Source organism: Actinomadura harenae, from assembly GCF_003696215.1.
Taxonomy (GTDB): domain Bacteria; phylum Actinomycetota; class Actinomycetes; order Streptosporangiales; family Streptosporangiaceae; genus Spirillospora; species Spirillospora harenae.
This window is the reverse complement of the sequence record NZ_RFFG01000035.1, coordinates 65,491-83,237: the sequence shown is the minus strand read 5'-3', so window position 1 is coordinate 83,237 and position 17,747 is coordinate 65,491. Positions and strand designations below refer to the sequence as shown.

The window sequence follows — 17,747 nt, the reverse complement described above, 5'->3', positions numbered from 1 at the left end:
GGCCGCCGGTCGCGAGCCGCTCCAGCCGCCGCGCGCCCGCGTCCACCGAGGACGTCGGCGGCAGCGCCAGCTCGGCGGACGCGCCCCGGAAGGTGATCAGGCCGACCTTGTCGCGGCGCTGGTAGGCGTCCAGGAGCAGGCTGAGCACCGCGCCCTTGACCGCCCGCATCCGCTGCCGCGCGGCCATCGAGCCCGACGCGTCCACGAGGAACAGGACGAGGTTCCCCTCCCGCCCGTCGCGGACGGCCTCGCGCAGGTCCTCGGGCGCGACGACCAGGCCGGGGCCGGAGCGTCCGCGGGCCTTCTGGTGCGGCGCGGCGGCGCGGAGCGTCGCGGTCAGGTGGACGCCGCGCGCGCCCGGCCTCGCCCCGGCGACGCGTCCGAACGGGCTGCGCGCCTTGGACCGGCGTCCGGGCGCGCCCGTCCCGGTGCCGGGCACGGTGAACAGCCTCGGCTTGTACTGGGCGGCGGGTTCGGCGGCCTCCTGCTCGCCACCGCCGCCGCCCGTCTGCCGCTCGGCCTGCCCGCTCCCGGACGGCTGCCCGGCATCGCCACCCGACGCGTCCACGCTCTCCGTCTCGGGCGCCCCGCCGGGACCACCGTCCGGGCCTCCATCAGGGCCTCCGTCAGGGCCGCCCTCGGGGGGTTCGGGGTCGTCGTCGTGCTCGTCGAGGACGTCGTCCAGGCGCTGTTCGTCCAGCCCGGGGGCGTCGAACGGGTCGCGGCGGCGGCGGTGCGGCAGCGCGAGCCGGGCCGCCGTCCGCACGTCCTCGGACGTCACGGTCGTGCGGCCGTTCCAGGCGGCGAGCGCCATCGCGGTCCGCGCGGTGACGAGGTCGGCGCGCAGGCCGTCCACCTCGAACGCGGCGCACACGGCGGTGATCTGGCGCAGCGCGGCGTCGGACAGCTCGACGTCCGGCAGCAGCGCGCGGGCGGCCGTGACGCGCCGCGCGAGCGCGGCCTCCGCGTCCGTCCAGGCCGCGGCGAACGCGGCCGGGTCCTCCTCGTACCGCAGCCGCCGCCGGACGACCTCGGCCCGCTCGGCCGGATCGCGGGTGGCGGCGACCTCCACGGTCAGCCCGAACCGGTCGAGCAGCTGCGGACGCAGCTCGCCCTCCTCCGGGTTCATCGTCCCGACCAGCAGGAACCGCGCCGCGTGCCGCACCGACACGCCCTCGCGCTCGACGTGCGACTCACCCATCGCGGCCGCGTCGAGCAGCAGGTCGACCAGGTGGTCGTGCAGCAGGTTGACCTCGTCGACGTACAGGGCGCCCCGGTGCGCGGCGGCCAGCAGGCCCGGCTCGAACGCCTTCACGCCCTCGGTGAGCGCCCGCTCGATGTCCAGCGACCCGGTCAGCCGGTCCTCGGACGCCCCCACGGGAAGCTCGACGAGCCGCGCCGCCCGCTCCTCACCGGGAACGGCGGCGTCGTGCGGGCCGTCCGGGCAGCGCGGGTCGGGGTCGGCGGGGTCGCACGAGAACCGGCATCCCACGACCCGGACCGGCGGCAGCAGCGCCGCGAGCGCCCGGACGACCGTGGACTTCGCCGTGCCCTTCTCGCCCCGCACGAGCACCCCGCCCACGGCGGGCGACACGGCGTTGACCAGGAGGGCGAGTTTGAGGTCGTCCATTCCGACGACGGCGGAGAACGGATAGCGGACGGCGGAACCGCGCGTCATCGGCGCATCAGAGAGCGCATGCCTCAGAGTCCTTCCCCCGGGTGTCCACGCCCGTGGTCGGCGATCGTTGTCACGACAGGGGGGAGTTCCTGACTCGCCGGCTCACGCCGGCTCACAGTTGCGGGCACAGCCCCGGATTCGCACCGGGTTCCTCCGACCTCCGTCGCCTGCACAGGATGACACACCACCCGCTTTCGCCCAAGCCGCGCCCACCCCCGTCCACCCGCCCGAGCTGGGAGGTCGCGCTCCGAGCGCGGTTCAGGCGCGCGCGAACTCCCGGTTGCGGACGTCCAGTTCCAGCCGCGCGACCGCGCACCGCATCACGTCGGCGTCGTCGCCGGACTTGGCGTCCTTCACGTCGACGAACACGGCGACCCCGTGGGCCGGGAAGTCGACCAGCCGGCCACCGTCCCCGGCGCCCCTGATCCTGGCGTCCGCGACGCTGACGCGGGCGTCCGGGACACTGGCGCGGGCGTCCGGGACGAGCGGCCGGGCGAGGTCCGCCAGCCGCTCGCGCGCCTCCTCCTCGGACGCGCCGGGCACGAGCGTCCCGTTCGCGAGGACGACGCCGTCCGTCCAGTGCTCCGCGAGGGCCGCCCGCGCACGCTCGGCCCGCTTCGCCCGCGCGACCTCCAGGAACGGGGAGGACGGACGACGCGTCCAGTACCCCTGGGGACGCCTCCGCCCCCGGTAGGTCAGGAACCCCCACACACCGCAGATGATCACCACGAGGGGCGCGGCCAGGACGAACGCCACCGACATCCCGAAGCCCGGAGCGTCCACCTGGACCCGCTGCGGACCCGCCAGCGGATCGGCGGCGACCGAGACCAGGCCGTCGCCGGGCGCCGTGAAGGCCCCGTGCCAGGCGTAGGTCTTCCCGGCCTCGGAGAGGCGCGCCTTGTCGCCGTGCCGTTCCGCGTCGAGCCTCACCGGCGTGGTCCAGCCGGTCCCGGTCAGCGTCAGCCCGGACGGACGGGGCGTGGACTCCTCGACGTACACCGTGTACCGCAGGCCCTTGGTCATGTAGATCGAGGCGTGACCGTCCGCCGCCATGTGCGAGTACTCGGGGTCGAGGGACGCCGCCGTGTACACCGCCCAGTGCGTCGCCGCGAAGACGGCGAACGCTACGGCGAACAGCCCGAAAACCGCCGCCGGAACGTAATAAGCGCCCCTGGAAGGGCGAAACGGGCGCTGATATTGATAAGCCACCGCTTTGACCACGACGTGATCGTAGATGAGGTGTGGTGAACGCAACACGTGCCGACGAGGACTCGGGCGTCACGCGGTTCGACGTCGACGGGGTGCCCGTGTTCTGGAGCCCCGGCGACGGCTCCGGGCAGTACCGGGCCGCCCTGATGTTCCGCACCGGGCGCGTGGACGAGCCGCTCGCGCGCAGCGGCGTCACGCACCTCGTCGAACACCTGGCGCTGCACGGGCTCGGCCGCGAGGACCGGCACTACAACGGCAGCGTCGACGCGCTCACCACGGTGTTCCAGACCCACGGCACGCCCGGCGAGGTGGCCGCGTTCCTCGGCGGGGTGTGCGGCGCGCTGCGCGACCTCCCGCTCGACCGGCTGGAGGACGAGAAGCGCGTCGTCCGGACGGAGGAGGAGGGGCGCGCCCCCGGCATCGCCGCGACGCTGGCGCTGTGGCGGCACGGACCGTCCGGGCTCGGCATGACCGGCTTTCCCGAGCTGGGCCTCCCCGGCCTGACCGGCGAGGACGTCGCGTCCTGGACGGCGGCCCGGTTCACCCGGGGCAACGCGGCGCTCGGCATCGTCGGCGGCCCGCCGCCCGAGGGCCTGCGCCTGGACCTGCCGGACGGCCCGCGCATGCCGGTGCCCGGGGCGAACGACCTGACGGGCGGCGTCCGCTCCTTCGTCAACGCCTCCCTCCCGGGCGTCGCGTTCAGCGGCGTCGTGCCGTTCGTGCCCGCCACGGGCGTGTACCGCGAGCTGCTGCTGTCGCGGCTCCACAAGGCGCTCTGGCTGGACCGGGCGCTCAGCTACACGCCGCAGGTCGAGGTCGAGCACACCGGGCCCCTCACCGGCCAGATCGTCGCGTTCGCGGACGGCCTGGACGAGGTGCTCCCGCAGCTCGTCGAGGCGTTCCTCGCCGAGCTGGACGCGCTGGCCGAGGGACGCTTCGACGCCGGCGAGGTGGCCCGGATCGTCGACGAGCACAAGGCGGAGAGGTCCCGCGGGACCGGCGGGGGCCTCGTCGGGGTCTGGTGCCTCCGCGAGCTGCTCGGCGTCCGGCAGGACGGTCCCGCCGAGGTCGGCGAGCGCCTCGCCGCGGTGACCGTCGAGGACGTGGCCGAGGTCGCGCGGACGGCCATGGACTCCGCGCTGCTCATGCTCCCGCACTGGCGTCAGCCGCCGGACGGCCGCTACCGTCCCCTCCCCGCGTCGTCGACGCGCGCGGTGGCCGGACGCGTCCACTCGCCGTACGGGACGACGGCGGAGGCGCTGATCTCCGGCCCGTCCGGTGTCACGCGGTTGCACGGGCCGACCCTGGAGACCGTCCGCTATGCCGACTGCGCCGCCGTGCTCGCCTGGCCGGACGGCGCCCGCGTCCTCTACGGAACCGACGGGACGGCCGTCCGGGTGGAGCCGTCCCAGTGGGCCGGCGCGGAAACCCTGGCCGCCGACATCGACGCCGCCGTGCCCGCCGACCGCGTGGCGCGCATGCCCGCCCGGAGCCCCGCCCAGACGCCGGACGCGCCCGCTCTGAACGCCGAGCCCTACGAGGCGGCCGTCCCCGCGGCGAAGTACCGGCGCCGGGACGGCGACTTCGAGCACGAGGCGCTGGCGGCGGCGCTGCCGAAGGTGGAGTCCGGCGACCTGGACGCCGGTCTCGCGCTGCTGGCCGGAACGCGCGACGCGCCGGAGGACCGCTGCCTGGCGGCCGTGCGGCTCGGCCACGCCGCCGCCGCGCACGTCGACCGGCTCGCCGAGTTCGCGGAGGAGCGCCCGGACGACCCCGACGCGCAGCTCTGGCTCGGGTCGGCACGCGTCAACCACGCGTGGAACGCCAGGACCGGCGAGTTCGCGGAGGAGGTCGACTCCGTCCGGTTCCACGCCTTCTGGCGGCGGCTGGCCCTCGCGGGCGAACCGCTGTACCGGGCCGCCGAGCTGCTGCCGGAGGATCCCGCCCCCTGGGAGCGCCTCCAGTGGCACGCGATCGGCCTCCAGCTCGGCCGTACCGAGCTCGACCGGCTCTGGGACGAGGCGGTGCGGCGCGGTCCCGCCCTGTACGCCGTGCACCAGGCCCGGCTCCAGGCCCTGTGCCGCAAGTGGTGGGGCTCGAACGCCGAGGTCCTCGCGTTCGCCGAGCGGGCCGCCGCGGAGGCGGAGCCCGGCGACCCGCGCGCCGCCCTGCTCGCCGAGGCCCACGTGGAGATCGCCGTCCAGCTGGACCGCGACGGCGACACCAGCACGGCGTCCCTCGCCTACCTCGGTGACCCGGACGTCCACTCCGCGCTGGCGCGCGCCGCGGACCGGTGGGTGGAGGCGTCGCGTCCCCACCCGTACGACCCCCGCGCGCACAACGAGTTCGGTACGGCTTTCTACTACGCGGGCGACCACGAACGGGCGCGCCGCCACATGAGGCTGGCGGGCGTGGTCTTCTCCGGGGAGTCCGCGAAGGCGATGCGCCGGCACCTGGGGCTGAAGCCGCGCCACATCCGGGGGATCAGAGGGGGACGGTGAACCAGACGGCCTTGCCGGGGGACGGGGGGCCGAGGCGGGACGTGGTGCGGACCATGCCCCAGCGGCCCTCGGACAGCTCGCGGACGATGGACAGGCCCCGGCCGCAGTCGCCGGACGTCCAGGAGTAGCCCGGCAGGTCGCAGGCGAGGTGGTCGAAGATGGCGCACCGGACCTCGCGCTCGTGGCCGGGCGGGCCGTCGGCGAGGTACAGCCAGAGCTCGTGCGGGCCGTGGTCGCCCGCGTGCTGGTAGGCGTTGGTGGCGAGCTCGCTGACCATGAGCCGGGCGTCGGAGACCGCCGAGCGGTCCACGCCGAGGTCGGCGAGCGCGTCGCGCAGGACGCCCCGGGCGTAGCCGGGGCCGGCGGGCCCGGCGGGCAGCGCCCACACGCGGTTCCGGCGCACGCCTCCGGGGCCGGGGCTCGGCGCCAGGGCCAGGGCCAGGCGGGCGGACGAGTCGTCCACGGCGTCTCCGGCGATGTCTGGAGAGGTGGTCACGGGGTTCCCTCCCTGGGACGCGGACGGCGGGCGCGATGAACCGGCCACGACCCTCACGGTGAGTATCTGGTCACGTAACTTCGATTACGCAACGACACCGAACGGTCACGGTTCTCAGAATCGCGTGAGAATCTCAGGACCGCAACACCGTTGGGCAGATTGCTCTGCCGGGAGAGATTCCTCTACCCGGTTCGTCATTCCCGTTGTGGAAGGCGGGGCGAACGGCGAGACTCCCCGCCATGAGCTACCGGCCCACCGTCCGCGGCCGCCGCCTGGCGCGTGAGCTGCGGACGCTCCGTGAGAAACGCAACCTCACCCTCCAGGAGGTCGCCGACCGCCTGAGCATGTCGCGGGCCACCGTGTCCCGCCTGGAGACCGCCCAGACGCGGCCGAAGGCCGAGGACGTCCAGCGGTTCCTGGACCTGTACGGCGTGCCGAGCCCCGAGCGGGACGCGCTGTCCAACCTGGCGTCCGCGGCGCAGCGGCGCGGCTGGTGGACGGCCTACTCCGACGTGTTCACCGGCAGCTACGTCGCGATGGAGCACGAGGCGTCCCTGATCCGGACCTGGGACCCGCAGCTCGTGCACGGGCTCCTCCAGACCGAGGACTACGCGCGGGCCGTCATCACCGCCGGGCGCATGCTGCCCAACGCCGAGGACGTCGAGCGGCGGCTCGCCGCGCGCCGCACCCGGCAGGCGCTGCTGGAGCAGGCGGAGGCGCCGTCGGTGCACATGGTCGTGGACGAGGCGGTCCTGCACCGCCCGATCGGGGGACGGGAGGTGCTGGCGGAGCAGCTGCGGCATCTGGTGCGGCTCGCCGAACGCGACCGGATCACCGTCCAAATCCTCCCGTTCACCGTGCGTGAGCACGCGGGACTCGACGGCCGGTTCACAATCCTGTCGTTTCCGCACCCCGACGACCCCGATATCGCCTACGTGGAGGGCACGATGGGCGACGTTTACGTCGAAAGCATCGCGGAAATAGCCAGTCACCGGGAACGCTTCCAGCGGATCGCCGAGGCGGCCCTCCCTCCGGAGGAGTCCGCGCGTCTCGTCGCCGACTCAGCAAGGAGAAGTTCGTGAACCGAACCCCCGCATCACCCGCCTCCTCCACCGAATCCCCGGACGGGTCTCGCGACGCGCCGTGCCGAGATCTCGGCGCGGCGCGGTGGACCACGTCGTCCCACAGCGGCAGCGGCGACCAGTGCGTCGAGGTCGCCGCGCTGCCCGGCGCGCGCCACGCGGTGCGCGACTCCAAGGACCCGCGCGGCCCGGCGCTGCTGCTCGCGCCCGCCGAGTGGCGCGCGATGCTCGACCGCGTCGCGTCCCTCTGAGCGCGTCTCCGGGCGCGTCTCCGAGTGCTCCGAGCGCGTCCCCGAGTGTGTCTCTGACAGTGCCCCTCTGACCTGGTCGTTCTGACCAGCGTTCGTTCCCCGCAGGCTCCGATCCGCTGATCCCGTTTCCCGATCGTTCCCGCGTTTCCCGCGTTTCCCCGCATCACCCGGCGGCGCCGCTCCGCGCGCGGCCCGCCGGCCCTTCCGAGAAAAGTAGAACGTGTTCTAGCATCGCGGTGTCCCCCTCCCGACGGAAGGTGCGCACCGTGACCGCCGCCCCTGACCTGAAGCTCGGTCTCAACGTCGGCTACTGGCAACGCGACCCGGACGACCAGACCGAGACCGTCCTCGCCGCGGAACGGCTCGGGTACCACGCGGTCTTCACCGCCGAGGCCTACGGCTCGGACGCGTTCACCCCGCTCGCCTGGTACGCCGCCCGCACGTCCCGGATCAGGCTCGGCACCGCCGTCGCGCAGATGTCCGCGCGGACGCCCGCCGCGACCGCCATGCACGCCCTCACCCTCGACGCCCTGTCCGGCGGACGGATGATCCTCGGCATCGGCGCGTCCGGCCCGCAGGTCGTGGAGGGCTGGTACGGGGTGCCGTTCCCGAAACCGCTCGCTCGCACGCGCGAGTACCTGGACGTCATGCGGCAGGTGTGGCGGCGGGAGGAGCCCGTCACCAGCGGCGGCCCGCACTACCCGCTCCCCTATCCGGGCGGGACGGGCCTCGGGAAGCCGCTGAAGTCGATCGTGCATCCGGTGCGCCCGGAGATCCCCGTGTACCTGGGCGCGGAGGGGCCGAAGAACATCGCGCTCGCCGCCGAGGCCACGCAGGGGTGGCTGCCGCTGTTCGTCGACCCCACGCGGATCGACGCGCTGTTCGGGGAGTCGCTGGCGGGCCGTCCGGCGGACTTCGAGATCGCCGCGACCGTCACGACGATCGTCACCGACGACCTCGCGGCGGCGCTGGAGTTCGCCAAGATCCCGCTCGCGTTCTACATCGGCGGGATGGGCGCGAAGGACCGCAACTTCCATCTCGACCTGATCGGCCGCCTCGGGTACGCCGAGCAGGCCGCGCGCGTGCAGGAGCTCTTCCTCGCCGGACGCCGCGACGAGGCGGTCCGGGCCGTCCCGGACGAGCTGGCCGACTCGATCTCGCTGCTCGGCCCGATCGGGCGGATCAAGGAGCGGCTCGACCTGTGGCGGAACAGCCCGGTGACGACGCTGCTGGTCGCGGGCGTCCGCGACGAGCCGACGCTCCGCGCCGTCCGTGACCTGGTCCTCGGCTGACCAGAAGGTCACGGCCAGGGTGAGGTTGGCCACAGCGGGAAATGCGCCGCGGGTGAAGGATGCTCTCCAGACACCACGTCTCAGCACCACGTCTCAGCATCACACCCCCTCACCGAGGAAGAAGGACAGGCAATGTCCACGCAGGCGGACGCCGCGAAACTGCTGGTCCGCACCCTGGAGGCCGAGGGCGTCGAGTACGTCTTCGGCATCCCGGGCGAGGAGAACATCCACTTCGTCCAGGCCCTGGACGACTCGTCCATCCGGTACGTCCTGGTGCGCCACGAGCAGGGCGCGGCGTTCATGGCGGAGATCTACGGGCGGCTGACCGGGAAGGCCGGGGTCGCGTCCGCGACGCTCGGGCCGGGCGCGATCAACCTCCAGCTCGGCGTCGCCGACGCGCAGACCAACTCGACCCCGGTCGTGGCGATCTCCGCGCAGGTCGGGCTCGACCGCATCTACAAGGAGTCGCACCAGATCGTCGACCTGGTGTCGCTGTTCCGGCCGATCACCAAGTGGTCCGAGCTGGTCCCGACGCCGGAGGCGCTGCCGGAGATCGTCCGCAAGGCGTTCAAGACCGCGCAGACCGAGCGGCCGGGCGCGGTGTACCTGGCGATCCCGGAGGACGTGGAGTCCGCGGCGGTCTCGGCGGACCTCAAGCCGCTGCCGGTCAACGTCGTCCAGCCGCAGGAGCCGTCCGCGGCGCAGATCGCGCGGGCCGCCGACGTGCTGGCCATGGCGCGGCAGCCGATCGTCCTCGCCGGGCACGGCGCGACGCGCGCGCACGCGAGCGAGGCGCTCGTCCACTTCTCCGAGAAGCTGGGGCTGCCGGTCGCGACGTCGTTCAACGGCAAGGGCGTCTTCCCCGACGACCACCGCAACGCGCTCGGCGCGGTCGGGTTCATGCGCCACGACTACGTCAACTTCGGCTTCGACGAGGCGGACGTGCTGATCGCGGTCGGCTACGAGCTGCAGGAGTTCGACCCGGTCAAGGTCAACCCGCACGCCGACAAGAAGATCATCCACATTCACGCGATGCCCGCCGAGGTCGACGACCACTACCCGGTCGAGGTCGGCATCCAGGGCGACATCTCGCGGTCGCTGCGCGCGCTCGGCGACGCCGTGCACCGCCGCTGGGACGTCAACGGGACCGGCCGCCGGATCCGCGAGCTGATGCGCGACGAGCTCGCCCAGGGCCGCGCCGAGGACGGCTTCCCGCTGTCCCCGCGCCGGATCGTCGCCGACGTCCGCGAGGCCATGGGCCGCGAGGACATCGTGCTGGCCGACACCGGCGCGGTGAAGATGTGGATGGCCCGGATGTACCCGACGTACGAGCCGAACACGCTGCTGGTCTCGAACGGGCTGTCGTCCATGGGCTTCTCGGTGCCGGGCGCGCTCGCCGCCAAGCTCGCGCACCCGGAGCGCAGGGTGCTGGCCGCGACCGGCGACGGCGCGTTCCTCATGAACTCGCAGGAGCTGGAGACCGCCGTCCGCGAGAACATCCCGATCACCGTCCTCATCTGGGAGGACGACGCGTACGGGCTGATCGAGTGGAAGATGGACCTGGAGATGGGGCGCAGCTCGAACATCAAGTTCGGCAACCCCGACTTCGTCGCCTACGCGGAGAGCTTCGGCGCGCACGGGTACCGGGTGAACTCGGCGGACGAGCTGCTCCCGACGCTGCGCAAGGCGCTCGCCGACGACGGCGTCTCGGTCATCACCGTCCCGGTCGACTACTCGCACAACCTCCAGCTCACCGACAAGCTCGGGGAGCTGACCGACCCGTTCTGATCCTTCCCGCCTTCCCGGTCGGCCCTTTCCAGGGCCGACCGGGTTTTCGCTCTCAGGCGCGGCAGAGGATCTCGCCGTGGGTGGCGGTGAAGACGCCGTCGGGCGCGGCGGCCCATTCCTGCCAGCCCCGGGCGATGCGCTCCAGCTCCTCGCGGGTGGCGTGGCCCTTCTCGACGGCGGTGTCCGCGACGGTCGAGTGGACCATGCGCCCGCCCCACGTCCCGGCCCACCAGGCGCGTTCCTCCGGGGTCGCGAAGGCCCACGCGGTCGAGGTGAACGTGACGTCGGTGAAGCCCGCTTCGCGTGCCCAGGAGACGAGGCGGCGTCCACCGTCGGGCTCGCCGCCGTTGGCGCGGGCGACCTCGGTGTAGACGGGCAGCCAGTCGTTCATGGCGGGCGGTTCCGGGTACCAGGTGAAACTTCCGAAGTCGGCCTCGCGGGACGCCACGATCCCGCCCGGCTTGCACACCCGCCGCATCTCCGACAGCGCGCGGACGGGGTCGGCGATGTGCTGGAGCACCTGGTGCGCGTGGACGATGTCGAACGTGCCGTCCGGGAAGGCGAGCCCGTGGACGTCGGCCACGGCGAACTCGACGTTGTCAAGTCCACGATCGGCCGCGTGCTCCCGCGCCCGCTCCAGAACGCCCTCGTCGGCGTCGACGGCGACGACCCGTCCGGGGGCGACGCGCTCGGCGAACTCGGCGGTGATCGTGCCGGGGCCGCATCCGACGTCCAGGAGCGTGAGGCCCTCGCGCAGGTGTCCGGCCAGGTAGGCCGCACTGTTCGCGATCGTGCGCCAGGTATGGGAGCTGAGGACGGTCGGGTGGTGGCCGTGAAGGTAGACGGTCATCCGGATCACCTCTCGTGGAGTCGGCCGGTGCTGCGCCGGTGCCACGAGGCTGACACACTTCTCAAGGATTGAGAATCGTGTCTCAGAAAGTGAGATCCCAGAATCCTAACGTTTGCTGATAAAAGCCCCGAACGCGATCATCTTTCATTACCGTGACGCTCGCGACTGAAGGGGCGAACGTGCGTAAGAAGACCGAACGCAAACTTGCCGTTGGCGCGGTGGCCGTCGTCGCCGCCGTGCCGACCGCACTCGTACTGGTGCCCTGGGACGGGTCGGGCGGCAAACAGCCCGCGGCGGGAACCGCGCCCCTGGGCGTCCAGGCCGACTTCTCCTCCGCGCCGAAGCCGGTCAAGCAGACCCCGCTCGCGCCGGCCCCGGCGCAGGACCGGACCTCCAAGCTGCCCGACATCCAGCCGACGACGGCCGCGCCCTCGCCGACCCAGGTGCCGACCAGCCCGCCGCCGGGCAACGGAGGCGGCACGGGCCTCAAGGGCTGGGCCGCGTCCTCCGACGGCGCGGTCGTCACCGCGGCCAAGTGGTCGGGCAAGTACCAGGTCGACCTCAGCGTGAAGTCACCCGCGCTGGGCGCGACCCGCACCGTCCGGGTCCTGGTGCCGCCCGGCTGGAAGGCCAAGAGCAAGCTCACCTACCCGACGCTGTACGCCCTGCACGGCGGCAACGACACCTACGTCTCCTGGACGCGCAGCACCGACATCGCGACGGTCGCCCGCCAGTGGAACACCATCGTCGTGATGCCCGAGGGCGCGAACGGCTCCTACACCGACTGGTACAACGGCGGACGCGGCGGCACCCCCCGCTGGGAGACCTTCCACACCGGCGAGGTCCGCGAGCTCGTCGAGCGGAACCTGCACGCCGGGACGACGCGGGCCATCATCGGCATCTCGTCCGGGGCGCAGGGCGCCGTGACCTACGCGGCGCGGCACCCCGGGATGTTCAAGTACGCGGCGTCCTACAGCGGCGTGCTGTCGATGCTGTCGCCGGGCATCCCGGCGCTGCTCATGTACATCAACATGCGGCCCGGCACCAACCCCATGGACATCTGGGGCGACCCGTGGTCGGCGCGCGCCAACTGGGCCGCGCACGACCCGGCGACGCTGGTGAAGAAGCTGCGCGGGACGAAGCTGTTCGTGTCGTCCGGGAACGGCTCGCAGGGCCCGTTCGACAAGCCCGGCAAGCAGCCGTGGGACATCAGCTACCTCAGTGAGAGCCAGGTCCTGCGCGCCAGCGGCGACTTCGTCACGGCCGCCAAGAAGGCCGGGGTGCCGGTCACGACCGACTTCTACGGCCCGGGTTCGCACAACTGGGCGTACTGGAAGGTCGAGATGCACAAGACGTGGCCGGAGGTCATGGCGAGCATCGGGGCCAAGAAGCTCTGAGCAGGACGGGCGGCCCGGGCCGGAGCGCGTTTCGCGCCCCCGCCCGGGCCGTTCGCCGTTCAGGCGGGCTGGAAGGTGTCGCGGTACGGCTGCGGCGCGACGCCGACGACCCGGCGGAAGTGCGGGCGCAGCGCGACGCCGTTGGCGAAGCCGACCTGCCGGGCGATGGAGTCGATCGGCAGGTCGGTGCCCTCCAGGAGCCGCTGCGCGTGCAGGACGCGCTGGGCGAGCAGCCACTGGAGCGGTGAGGTGCCCGTCGCCTCGCGGAAGCGGCGGTCGAAGCTGCGCCGGCTCATGTGCGCGCGCCGGGCGAGGGCGTCGACGTCCAGGGACGGGTCGTGCAGGTTCCGGACGGCGTGCTCCAGGACGGGCGCCAGCGGGTCGTCCATGCCGGGCTCGGGGATCGGGCGCTCGATGTACTGGGCCTGCCCGCCCGACCGCTGCGGCGGGACGACCATCCGCCGCGCGATCGACGCCGCCTCGCGCGCCCCCGCCTCCCGCCGGACGAGGTGGAGGCACGCGTCGATCCCCGCCGCCGTCCCCGCCGAGGTGACGACCGACCCCTCGTCCACGAACAGGACGGCGGGGTCGACGCGGACCTTCGGGTAGCGCTCGGCGAGCGCGGGCGCGAACCGCCAGTGCGTGGTCGCGCGGAGCCCGTCCAGCAGCCCGGCCGCGGCGAGGACGAACGCGCCCCGGCACAGGCCCACGACGGTCGCGCCGCCGGAGTGCGCGGCGCGCAGGGCGTCGAGCGCTGCGCGCGGCGGCTCCTCGTCGCCGAAGCGCCAGCTCGGAACGACGACGATGCCCGCGTCGTCCAGCGCGTCCAGGCCGGGGGGCGCGTGCAGGACCAGGCCCGCCTCCATCCGGATCGGGCCGGGCTCGGCCGCGACGGCGCGCACCTCGAACGGCGTCGCGCCGCGCGGGTCGCTTCCGAAGACGCTGAGCGGCACGCTGGTCTCGAACATCGGGACGCGGTCGAACAGGAGCACCGCGACCGTCCGGGGATCACGCATGGCCGGAATCTATCGCACGATGGCCTTCTCGCCACTCACCCCGGCGACCGGGCGCCGAGCATGATCGTCGGCATGACGATCACCATCACGGCCCTCGGCGGCCCCACCTCCCTCATCGAGCTCGGCGGCCTCCGGCTGGTCACCGACCCGGCCTTCGACGAGCCGCGCGACTACATCCTCGGCGGCGGCCGGAAGGTGACCAAGACCGGCCCGACGGCCCTCACCCCGGACGAGGTCGTCCCGGTCGACGCCGTCCTGCTGTCGCACGAGCAGCACCCGGACAACCTGGACGAGTCGGGCCGCGCGTTCCTGAGCCGCGTGCCGCTCGTCCTGACCAACGCGTCCAGCGCCGAGCGCGTGGACGGCGCGACGGCGCTCGGCCTCTGGGAGGAGTACGAGATCGCCCGCCCGGACGGCGGCGGCACGCTGACGGTCACCCGGGTGCCCGCGCTGCACGGCCCGGAGGGCGCGGAGGCCGTCGCCGGCGAGGTCGCCGGGTTCGTCCTGACCGGTGAGGGCCTGCCGACGGTCTACGTGAGCGGCGACAACGCGTCGCTGGACGTCGTCCGCGAGGTCAAGGAGCGGTTCCCCGTCATCGACGTCGCGCTGCTGTTCGCCGGCGCGGCCCGGACGATCCTGCTGGACGGCGCGCTGCTGACCCTGGACAGCGCGGGCGCGGCGGAGGCCACCCGGATCCTCGACGCGCGCCACGCCGTCCCGCTGCACTTCGAGGGCTGGGCCCACTTCACCGAGGGCGGCGACCTGCTCGCCAAGGCGTTCGCCGAGGCGGACCTCACCGACCGGCTGACCCTGCTCACCCCGGGCGGGTCCGCCACCCTCTGACCCGCCCTCTGATCCGGCCCTCTGACCCGACAGGACGGAGTGGTGTGCTCAGGCGACGGCCAGGCTCCCGGCGGGGTGTCCCAGGGGACGGACGCCCCGCCGGAACGCGACGACCCGGCCCTCCGCGGGCCCGGCGGCCGGGGGCTCGTCGTAGGCGTTGAGCGGGAGCCGGGTCAGCTCGCTGAGCCACGGCTCGACGATCGTCCGCTCGGCCGGCCCGGTCAGGCCGGCCTGGGAAAGGTGCCGCGAGGACCCGTTCGCACCGTGCATGACGCCCCTCTCCAAACCTCTGGCTCCGCGACGTTCTCCCACGTCACAAGGCAACTCTAGGGACGCCCTACGACATTTTCGGAACGCCTCCGGCCCCCTCCGGACCCCTCCGGGCCGCTAGTCCGGGCGCGGGGTCGGGTCGGTGGTGACGGCCCGGAGGAGGGGACGGCTCAGGGCGCCGGCGCCGATGATCCCGCCGAACCCGACGACGAGGAACCCGGCCAGGGTGAGGGCTCCGGAGTACCCGAAGTCCACCGCGAACGGCATCCCGAAGAACAGGCCGGTGAGGAGGGAGCCGCCGCCCATGACGGCGAGGGGGATCAGGGTCTCCTGGCGGCGGGCCCTGTCGAGGACCTCCAGCGGGGTGCCCGCGAGGCGGAGCATGGCGTAGGTCTGGCGGCGGTCCAGGACGGCGGACGCGCCGGTGATGCCCGCGCTGGTGATGGCGATGAGGAAGGACACTCCGAGGACGGTCAGCGCGCCGGTGCGCAGGTCGCCGAGGAGTCCCGTGGACGCCTGGTCGGCGTCCGCCGGGGTGGTGGCGGTGTGGCCGGGGACGAGGCCGGTGAGGGCCGTCCGGGCGCGGTCGACGTCCGCGGGGGCGCCGTCGACGGCGGCCCGGACGGTCGTGACGCGGCCCTCCCCCGCGGCGTCCTCGCGCTGCTCGACGGTGACCTTGGCGGGGAGGCCGCGCAGGCGGTCGCGGGCGGCGGAGGCGACGTGCTCCGCCGACGCGGACGGCACGAGGATCTCCAGGCGGTTCGCGGAGCCGTGGTGGAACATCGCGGCCGACGGGTTCAGCAGGGCGAGGAAGCCCGCGACGAACCCGGTCAGCGCGATGCCCGCGACGGTGCGCCAGGCGGAGCGCGGGTCGTCCATGAGGCGGCGGCCCGCGAGCAGGCGGGCGGGGCCGCGGGCGGTTCCGGCGGCGACGCGTCCGATGAGCGCGACGATCCAGGGGCCGACGAGGTTGATGCCGATGAAGGCGAGGGCGAGGAAGACCAGCAGGATCACCAGGCCCGCCCGGCCGAAGGACGTCAGGCTCCCCGCGACCAGCCCGAACGCGATCACGATGGCGAGGAAGGCCAGCGGCCGGACGGCGCGGAGCGCGGGCGGCGTCGCGCGGCGGGCGACGCCGAGCGGGCTGACCACGACGCGGCGCAGGCCGACGACGGCGCTGAGCCCGACCAGGACGGGGACGGCGAGCAGGACGAGAGGCGTCCAGACGCCGGGCCACAGGTCGGAGGCGTACCAGGTGCCGCCCCCGATGGTGATCTGGGTGAGGGCGGGCAGCGCGGCGGCGAACAGGACCGTCCCGAGGACGGCTCCGGCGGCGGCGGTCAGGACGGCCTCGGCGGTGGTGATCCCGACGACCTGGCCGGGCGTCGCGCCGACGAGGCGGAGCGCGGCGAGCCGCTGGTCGCGGCGCGCGACGGTGAGCCGGGCGGCGGCGCCGCCGAACACCAGCAGCGGGACGACCATGAGCACCGAGGCGATCGCGGCGAGCATCTGGTAGACGAACGCGTAGGAGGACTGCGAGCCCGTCCCGTACCGGTCGATGCGGGTCGGCGACGCGACGTTGTCGACGGCCATCGCGTCGGAGCGGGCGGCCGTCATCGACGGGTCGGACGCGGCATGCCCGACGACGGCGACGAGCTCGCCCGGGTGGGCGACGGCGGCGCGGCCGAGCGTCCCGGTGGGCGTCCGGGTGGGGAAGCGCTGGGAGAGCTGGTCGGCGGGCAGCGTCCGCATGAGGTCGCGGAGCGCCGGGGACGTCCAGACCTCACCGGCCTTGGGGAAGCGCTTCATGCCGGGCGGGACGGGCGCGTCGCCCGACAGCGCGGCCAGCTCGACGACGGTGACGGGCTTTCCGCGGACGCCGTCGGTGGTCAGCGCCTCGATCGCGGTCGGCGTGCCGTGCGCCTTGGCGGGGTGCCGCCAGGCGTCGGCGGCGGACCGGGCGGCGAACGCGTGGTTCGCGCCGACGGCGAACAGCAGCAGGCCGGTCGAGACGGCGACGGCGGCGAGGGTGAGCAGGGACCCGAGCAGGCCCCGGCGGCCGCCGCCGCGCAGCAGCCGCCAGGAGAGTCCGAGGGTCGTGCGCATCACGCGGCTCCAGGGATCGGGCGCATCACGCGGCGCCGGGGGACGGGACGAGCAGGCGGCCGTCGCGGACCTCGACGGTCCGGTCGCACCAGCGCGCGACGCCGGGGTCGTGGGTCACGACGACCAGGGACGCGCCGTTGTCGCGGGTGGCCTCGACGAGCAGCCGCATCGTGTCGTGGCCGGTGGCCTGGTCGAGCGCGCCGGTCGGCTCGTCGGCGAACACCACGGCGGGACGGGTGACCAGGGCGCGGGCGATCGCGACGCGCTGCGCCTGGCCGCCGGACAGCTCGCCGGGACGGCGTCCCTCCAACCCGGCCAGGCCGAGCGGCCCGAACCAGGCGCGGGCGGCGCGCACGGCCTCCTGGCGCCCGGTGCCGCCGAGCATCAGCGGCAGCGCCACGTTCTCGTCCGCGGGGAGTTCGGGGAGGAGCTGCCCGAACTGGAACACGAACCCGAACCGGGTGCGGCGCAGCGCGCTGCGGCGGCGCTCGCCGAGGTCGTCGATCCGGTCGCCGAGCAGCCGCACCTCGCCCCGGTCCGGGCGCATGATCCCGGCCAGGCAGTGCAGCAGGGTCGACTTGCCGGACCCGGACGGGCCCATGATCGCGACGGCCTCGGCGCGGCCGACGTCGAGGTCCACGCCGTCGAGCGCGACGGCCGGGCCGAAGGCCTTGACCAGGCCCGTCCCGCTGAGGACGGAGGGGGTGGGAACGTTCACGCGGTGGCCTTCCGGTCGGTGCGGACGGTGGCGGGCAGGTCGATCACGGGTGCGGAGCCGGAGACGGGGCCCCCGGCGGGACCGTCCGGGCCGCGCGGACGGTCGTGGCGGAGCGAGGAGCGCATCTCCTGGGCGGGCATGATCAGGCCGCCGTAGATGACGAACGTGACGAACGCGACAGCGACCGGGACGGAGATGAGGGCGAAGCCGTTGAGGTCCATGCCCCCATGGTTCGCGAGCGTCCCGGTCC

General features: G+C 73.9%; 16 protein-coding genes and 1 riboswitch. Of the genes, 7 read left to right on the top strand and 9 right to left on the bottom strand.

All coding sequences use genetic code 11. The features are described 5' to 3' along the window. Together EBO15_RS20575 and EBO15_RS20570 are read right to left on the bottom strand one after the other, a co-directional pair. A partial coding sequence (locus EBO15_RS20575; protein ID WP_122196041.1) for an ATP-binding protein occupies nucleotides 1-1,678 on the bottom strand: 1,678 nt, incomplete at its 3' end. 63 nt (nucleotides 1,679-1,741) lie between these two features. Further along, nucleotides 1,742-1,855, bottom strand: a riboswitch (cobalamin riboswitch). Nucleotides 1,856-1,936: 81 nt separating this feature from the next. After that, nucleotides 1,937-2,770: a hypothetical protein gene (locus tag EBO15_RS20570; RefSeq protein WP_122196040.1), complete on the bottom strand. Its 834-nt coding sequence runs from the start codon at nucleotides 2,768-2,770 to the stop codon at nucleotides 1,937-1,939. A gap of 152 nt (nucleotides 2,771-2,922) precedes the next feature. Here EBO15_RS20570 and EBO15_RS20565 point away from each other — a divergent pair, with 152 nt between their 5' ends. Continuing rightward, nucleotides 2,923-5,388, top strand: a complete 2,466-nt coding sequence (locus EBO15_RS20565; RefSeq protein WP_122196039.1) for a peptidase M16 family protein — start codon at nucleotides 2,923-2,925, stop codon at nucleotides 5,386-5,388. Here EBO15_RS20565 and EBO15_RS45375 read toward each other — a convergent pair. Then, entirely contained in the window at nucleotides 5,372-5,884 is a 513-nt protein-coding gene (locus tag EBO15_RS45375; RefSeq protein WP_199744692.1) for an ATP-binding protein, read from the bottom strand. The genes EBO15_RS20565 and EBO15_RS45375 overlap by 17 nt on opposite strands. Before the next feature lie 239 nt (nucleotides 5,885-6,123). On the opposite strand from EBO15_RS45375, the gene EBO15_RS20555 reads away from it, so the two are divergent. The 4 genes from EBO15_RS20555 (at nucleotide 6,124) to EBO15_RS20540 (ending at nucleotide 10,297) form a co-directional block, all read left to right on the top strand. Beyond that, complete coding sequence (locus tag EBO15_RS20555; RefSeq protein WP_122196038.1) at nucleotides 6,124-6,966, top strand: helix-turn-helix domain-containing protein; 843 nt, start codon at nucleotides 6,124-6,126, stop codon at nucleotides 6,964-6,966. Further along, nucleotides 6,963-7,217: a DUF397 domain-containing protein gene (locus tag EBO15_RS20550; protein ID WP_122196037.1), complete on the top strand. Its 255-nt coding sequence runs from the start codon at nucleotides 6,963-6,965 to the stop codon at nucleotides 7,215-7,217. The genes EBO15_RS20555 and EBO15_RS20550 overlap by 4 nt, the downstream gene beginning before the upstream one ends. Before the next feature lie 266 nt (nucleotides 7,218-7,483). Further along, nucleotides 7,484-8,509 carry an LLM class F420-dependent oxidoreductase gene (locus tag EBO15_RS20545; RefSeq protein WP_233616320.1) on the top strand — a complete coding sequence of 342 codons (1,026 nt, stop codon included), beginning with the start codon at nucleotides 7,484-7,486 and terminating at the stop codon, nucleotides 8,507-8,509. A 132-nt stretch (nucleotides 8,510-8,641) separates the two neighbouring features. Beyond that, complete coding sequence (locus EBO15_RS20540) at nucleotides 8,642-10,297, top strand: acetolactate synthase large subunit (RefSeq protein ID WP_122196036.1); 1,656 nt, start codon at nucleotides 8,642-8,644, stop codon at nucleotides 10,295-10,297. 52 nt (nucleotides 10,298-10,349) lie between these two features. Here EBO15_RS20540 and EBO15_RS20535 read toward each other — a convergent pair whose 3' ends face one another. Beyond that, entirely contained in the window at nucleotides 10,350-11,147 is a 798-nt protein-coding gene (locus EBO15_RS20535) for a methyltransferase domain-containing protein (RefSeq protein WP_199744691.1), read from the bottom strand. Nucleotides 11,148-11,326: 179 nt separating this feature from the next. Between EBO15_RS20535 and EBO15_RS20530 the strand changes: the two genes are divergently transcribed. After that, a complete protein-coding gene (locus tag EBO15_RS20530; RefSeq protein WP_233616319.1) occupies nucleotides 11,327-12,544 on the top strand; it encodes an alpha/beta hydrolase in 1,218 nt (405 codons plus the stop codon). Nucleotides 12,545-12,603: 59 nt separating this feature from the next. Here EBO15_RS20530 and EBO15_RS20525 read toward each other — a convergent pair whose 3' ends face one another. Beyond that, nucleotides 12,604-13,560: a GlxA family transcriptional regulator gene (locus EBO15_RS20525; protein ID WP_122196034.1), complete on the bottom strand. Its 957-nt coding sequence runs from the start codon at nucleotides 13,558-13,560 to the stop codon at nucleotides 12,604-12,606. A 72-nt stretch (nucleotides 13,561-13,632) separates the two neighbouring features. Between EBO15_RS20525 and EBO15_RS20520 the strand changes: the two genes are divergently transcribed. Continuing rightward, nucleotides 13,633-14,403 (top strand): MBL fold metallo-hydrolase, encoded by a 771-nt coding sequence (locus tag EBO15_RS20520; protein WP_122196053.1) that lies wholly within the window; start codon nucleotides 13,633-13,635, stop codon nucleotides 14,401-14,403. A gap of 48 nt (nucleotides 14,404-14,451) precedes the next feature. On the opposite strand, the gene EBO15_RS20515 is transcribed toward EBO15_RS20520, so the two are convergent. From EBO15_RS20515 to EBO15_RS20500, 4 genes are all read right to left on the bottom strand, one after another. Beyond that, nucleotides 14,452-14,673: a hypothetical protein gene (locus tag EBO15_RS20515; protein WP_122196033.1), complete on the bottom strand. Its 222-nt coding sequence runs from the start codon at nucleotides 14,671-14,673 to the stop codon at nucleotides 14,452-14,454. A 117-nt stretch (nucleotides 14,674-14,790) separates the two neighbouring features. Next, on the bottom strand, nucleotides 14,791-16,779 hold the full coding sequence (locus EBO15_RS20510; protein ID WP_122196032.1) for an FtsX-like permease family protein: 1,989 nt from the start codon (nucleotides 16,777-16,779) through the stop codon (nucleotides 14,791-14,793). Nucleotides 16,780-16,804: 25 nt separating this feature from the next. Next, a complete protein-coding gene (locus EBO15_RS20505) occupies nucleotides 16,805-17,497 on the bottom strand; it encodes an ABC transporter ATP-binding protein (RefSeq protein WP_122196031.1) in 693 nt (230 codons plus the stop codon). Beyond that, the gene (locus tag EBO15_RS20500) at nucleotides 17,494-17,718 is read right to left on the bottom strand and encodes a hypothetical protein (RefSeq protein WP_147481576.1); all 225 of its coding nucleotides are present in this window, start codon (nucleotides 17,716-17,718) and stop codon (nucleotides 17,494-17,496) included. Before EBO15_RS20500 ends, EBO15_RS20505 begins: the two co-directional genes overlap by 4 nt. Between the last annotated feature and the right edge of the window lie 29 nt (nucleotides 17,719-17,747).